6 protein-coding genes are annotated in these 4,154 nt (G+C 70.8%); 5 read left to right on the forward strand and 1 reads right to left on the reverse strand.

The features are described from left to right. From ruvA to A9X03_RS00075, 5 genes are all read left to right on the forward strand, one after another. The coding region (gene ruvA / locus A9X03_RS00055; RefSeq protein ID WP_068019426.1) for a Holliday junction branch migration protein RuvA at positions 1 to 457 on the forward strand (457 nt) is incomplete at its 5' end. Continuing rightward, positions 454 to 1,509 carry a Holliday junction branch migration DNA helicase RuvB gene (gene ruvB, locus A9X03_RS00060; protein ID WP_067784382.1) on the forward strand — a complete coding sequence of 352 codons (1,056 nt, stop codon included), beginning with the start codon at positions 454 to 456 and terminating at the stop codon, positions 1,507 to 1,509. The genes ruvA and ruvB, both read left to right, overlap by 4 nt. A 386-nt stretch (positions 1,510 to 1,895) precedes the next feature. Next, complete coding sequence (locus A9X03_RS00065; protein ID WP_067752103.1) at positions 1,896 to 2,573, forward strand: hypothetical protein; 678 nt, start codon at positions 1,896 to 1,898, stop codon at positions 2,571 to 2,573. Positions 2,574 to 2,695: 122 nt separating this feature from the next. After that, positions 2,696 to 3,082: a DUF1304 domain-containing protein gene (locus A9X03_RS00070; protein WP_067752097.1), complete on the forward strand. Its 387-nt coding sequence runs from the start codon at positions 2,696 to 2,698 to the stop codon at positions 3,080 to 3,082. Positions 3,083 to 3,211: 129 nt separating this feature from the next. Continuing rightward, complete coding sequence (locus tag A9X03_RS00075; protein ID WP_067752094.1) at positions 3,212 to 3,901, forward strand: hypothetical protein; 690 nt, start codon at positions 3,212 to 3,214, stop codon at positions 3,899 to 3,901. 62 nt (positions 3,902 to 3,963) lie between these two features. Here the strand turns inward: A9X03_RS00075 and A9X03_RS00080 are convergent. After that, positions 3,964 to 4,154: hypothetical protein (locus A9X03_RS00080; protein WP_156746426.1), on the reverse strand; the 191-nt coding region annotated here is incomplete at its 5' end.

Genomic DNA, 4,154 nt, shown 5'->3' on the forward strand with positions numbered 1-4,154 from the left:
GATCACCGCGATGGTCGTGCGCGAGGACTCGATGACGCTGTACGGCTTCACCGACACCGAGACCCGAGACCTGTTCCTGACCCTGCTGACCGTGTCGGGGGTGGGCCCCCGGCTGGCGATGGCGACGTTGGCGGTTCACGACGCGGCGGCGTTGCGGCAGGTGCTGCACGACAGCGACGTGGTCGCGCTGACCCGGGTTCCCGGGATCGGCAAACGCGGTGCCGAACGAATGGTGCTCGAGCTGCGGGACAAGGTGGGCGCGGTGTCAGCGGGCGCGCCCGCGTCCGTGGTCAACGGGCACGCGGTGCGCGGGCCGGTGGTCGAGGCGCTGGTCGGCCTGGGCTTCGCCGTCAAGCAGGCCGAGGAGGCCACCGACAAGGTGCTGGCCACCGATCAGGACGCGACGACATCCGGCGCCCTGCGCGCCGCCCTCTCGCTGCTGGGCAAGACCAAATGAGCAGCCCCGACGATGACTTCGCCGACCGCGAGCTGTCGCCGGCGCTGGCCGTCGGGGAGGGGGACATCGACGTCAGTCTGCGGCCGCGCTCGCTGCGGGAGTTCATCGGCCAGCCGCGGGTGCGCGAACAGCTGCAGCTGGTGATCGAGGGCGCCAAAAATCGCGGCGGCACACCGGATCACATCCTGCTCTCGGGTCCGCCGGGGCTGGGCAAGACGTCGCTGGCCATGATCATCGCCGCCGAGCTCGGGTCCTCGTTGCGCGTGACGTCGGGTCCGGCGCTGGAACGCGCCGGTGACCTGGCCGCCATGCTGTCCAACCTGGTCGAGCACGACGTGCTGTTCATCGACGAGATTCACCGCATCGCCCGGCCCGCCGAGGAGATGCTGTACCTGGCGATGGAGGACTTTCGCGTCGACGTGGTGGTCGGCAAGGGTCCAGGCGCGACGTCGATCCCCCTGGAGGTGGCGCCCTTCACCCTGGTCGGCGCCACCACCCGGTCCGGCGCGCTGACCGGGCCGCTGCGCGATCGGTTCGGGTTCACCGCCCACATGGACTTCTACGAGCCCGCCGAGTTGGAGCTGGTGCTGGCCCGCTCAGCCGGCATCCTCGGCATCGAGCTGGGCGCCGAGGCGGCCGAGGAGATCGCCCGGCGCTCGCGCGGGACACCGCGCATCGCCAACCGGCTGCTGCGGCGGGTCCGCGACTTCGCCGAGGTGCGCGCCGACGGGGTGATCACCCGCGACGTCGCCAAGGCCGCACTGGCGGTCTACGACGTCGACGAGCTGGGCCTGGACCGGCTGGACCGGGCCGTGCTGTCGGCCCTGACCCGCAGCTTCGGCGGGGGCCCGGTCGGGGTCTCGACCCTGGCGGTGGCCGTGGGGGAGGAGGCCACCACGGTCGAGGAGGTGTGCGAACCGTTCCTGGTCCGCGCCGGGATGGTCGCCCGCACGCCGCGCGGCCGGGTGGCCACCGCGCAGGCATGGACACACCTGGGCATGAGCCCGCCGGCGGGCGTCACCGGGTTGGGCCAACCAGGCCTGTTTGACTAGTGGCGATCGCGAGCGCGGCGAAGGCCGGGCGATGCGGGTCGCCACCGTTTGACTAGTGGCGATCGCGAGCGCGGCGAAGGCCGGGCGATGCGGGTCGCCACCGTTTGACTAGTGGCGATCGCGAGCGCGGCGAAGGCCGGGCGATGCGGGTCGCCACCATTGGACTAGTGGCGATCGCGAGCGCGACCAAATCGTGACCTTTGCGGGTCAGCCCGGCCGCGGCGGTCCGCGGCTACGCTGTCCGGCCTGCTCAGGCCCCTGCCACCCCGGCGGACCAGCCACAGCCGGCGTTCCCAGCCGACACCCTGGCGGCCCGCGATCGGTTATGCGTGGGCGTCGTCGGGTAACCAAGCTCACAGCAGTAATACCTGTTGAAGGAGATTCTGATGAGGACCACGCGCTACGACAACGAACGCCCTCGCGCGCTGTACATGCCACGCACCCGCGGCGCGCTAACCGGGCTGCTCCTGATTCTGTTGGGCGCCTGGGGCGCACTGGTGCCGTTCTTCGGGCCCAACATCGACTGGGCCTACCTGACCGACCCGGCGTGGACGTGGACCACGACCAAGGGCTGGCTCGAGGTGCTCCCCGGGGCCGCCACGGCGTTGGGCGGCCTGCTGGTCCTTACGTCGGGCAACCGCGCCAGCGGCGTCTTCGGCGGTTGGCTGGCGGTCCTCGGCGGGGCCTGGTTCGTGGTCGGCCGCGCGTTCGCGTCGACCCTGGGCATCGGCGACCTCGGGCAACCGGTGGCGTCGACGGACCTGAAACGAGCCCTGCTCGAGGTCACCTACTTCACCGGCCTGGGCGCCCTGATCGTGTTCCTGGGCGGGGCGGCCGTGGCGCGCCTGGCGGTGCGGCACGCGCGAGACGTCGTGGTGACCGAGCCGGCCCCGGTGGCCGCCGAGGCGGTGCCGGCCGGCGGCCCGGCCATGTACGACGAGACGCGGGGCGGCATGCCCGCCGCGCGGACGGACCGGGTCGAAGCCGAGCCCCGCGGGCGTGGTTTCTTCGGTCGGCGCGCCGGTGGCGGCCTGTTCCACCGGCACCACCACGCCGGCGTGTAACGAGTGACGCGGGAGGCGCCGGTAGCCATTGGCTACCGGCGCCCTTTCGCGTCCGGGGCGGTCCGGGCGACCGCAGGTCGGTAAAGTTCCACCGCGCAGGCCTCGACCACCGAGGAGGAGCGATGATCACTGCCGGGTTGGTGTTCGCCGGACTGGCGGCTTTACTGCACGTCTACATCTTTGTAATGGAATCGTTCACCTGGACCTCGCCGCGCACCCGCGCCACGTTCGGCACGACGGCCGAGGAGGCCGAGACAACCAAGTTGCTGGCCTTCAACCAAGGCTTCTACAACCTGTTCCTGGCCGTGGTCACCGGCCTCGGCATCGGGGCGATCATCTTGCGGCACAACGCCGTTGGGGCGGCGCTCATCTTCGCCGGCGTCGGGCCCATGGCCGCGGCCGCGGTGGTCCTGCTGCTGTCCGCACCGGAGAAGGGGCGTGCCGCGGTCACGCAGGGCGTCTTTCCGGCGATCGCGATCGCGCTGCTGCTGCTCGGCCTCAGGTTTTAACATCTGTCTCACCAGCCCCAATGGTCACCGCCGGGGGCGGAATTCCGCGCGCCGCATGGGTTACAAGCGGAAATGGTCGGGTACCCATGCCGGGCCGGAAACAGGCCCGGTATTCAACGAGGGGATGTCATGAAATACGCAGAAGACGGCCAAACACGCGGGCTGAGCATGCCGCGTTCGCGTGGCGCGGTCAGCGGACTGCTCCTGGTCATCATGGGAGCTTGGGGGGCGTTAATACCGTTTGTCGGACCGCGCTTCAACTTCGCCTACACGCCCGATCGGGAGTGGGCGTGGAGCACGGCTCGAGGGTGGCTCGAGGTTCTGCCGGGGGCGGCGACCGTGCTGGGTGGCCTCTTGCTGATCGTCGCCGGAAACCGCGTCGCGGCGATGCTGGGCGGCTGGCTGGCGGTCCTGGCCGGCGCCTGGTTCGTCGTGGGCGGCCAGTTCGCGCCGCTGCTGGGAATCGGCTCCGCCGGTGATCCCGTCGCCGCGACCGACCGCAAGCGCGCGGTGCTCGAGGTCAGCTACTTCTCCGGACTGGGTGCGCTGATCGTCTTCGTGGGCGGAGTTGTGCTGGCGCGCACGGCCGTGCGGCTGGCGCGTGACGTCCAGCCCGTCGCGCCGGTGGCCGCCGCCGCGCCGGGCGTCGAACCGTACCGCGAATCGACGTACGAGTCGGCCGAGGTGTCCTCGGGCGCACTGACCAAGCCGCGCACGGCTGCCGACCCGGAGCCCAAGCGCGGGTGGCGTCGCCAGCGCTCGGGCGCGGCGGCGGGTGCCAACGCCGCGTACCTGCGCTGGCCGCATCCTTCGCAGTAACGCGCTCACACAAAGACCGATCGCCGGCCCGAAGCCGGGCTGGCGATCGGTCTTTGCTGCCTTTACAGCAGTCCGAGCAACTGCAGGTCGGTGATGTACTTGACGATGATCGGCGCCGAGACATGCGGGATGTCTTTGTCGGGGCCGACTTTCGCCTCTTGCACCGCGGCGCGGAAGCGGTCGGTCGGTGCCATCGAACCGTTGATCGGCACTGAAGGCTTCTGGTAGTTGTGCAGCAGCGGTAGCAGCGAGT

The organism is Mycobacterium sp. E1715, from assembly GCF_001667625.1.
GTDB lineage: Bacteria > Actinomycetota > Actinomycetes > Mycobacteriales > Mycobacteriaceae > Mycobacterium.

Excerpts from the sequence above, each read along its gene's own strand:
- A9X03_RS00065 (WP_067752103.1), top strand. The coding sequence starts at position 1,896 with ATGAGGACCACGCGCTACGACAACGAACGCCCTCGCGCGCTGTACATG.
- A9X03_RS00070 (WP_067752097.1), top strand. The coding sequence starts at position 2,696 with ATGATCACTGCCGGGTTGGTGTTCGCCGGACTGGCGGCTTTACTGCAC.
- A9X03_RS00075 (WP_067752094.1), top strand. The coding sequence starts at position 3,212 with ATGAAATACGCAGAAGACGGCCAAACACGCGGGCTGAGCATGCCGCGT.
- ruvB (WP_067784382.1), top strand. The coding sequence starts at position 454 with ATGAGCAGCCCCGACGATGACTTCGCCGACCGCGAGCTGTCGCCGGCG.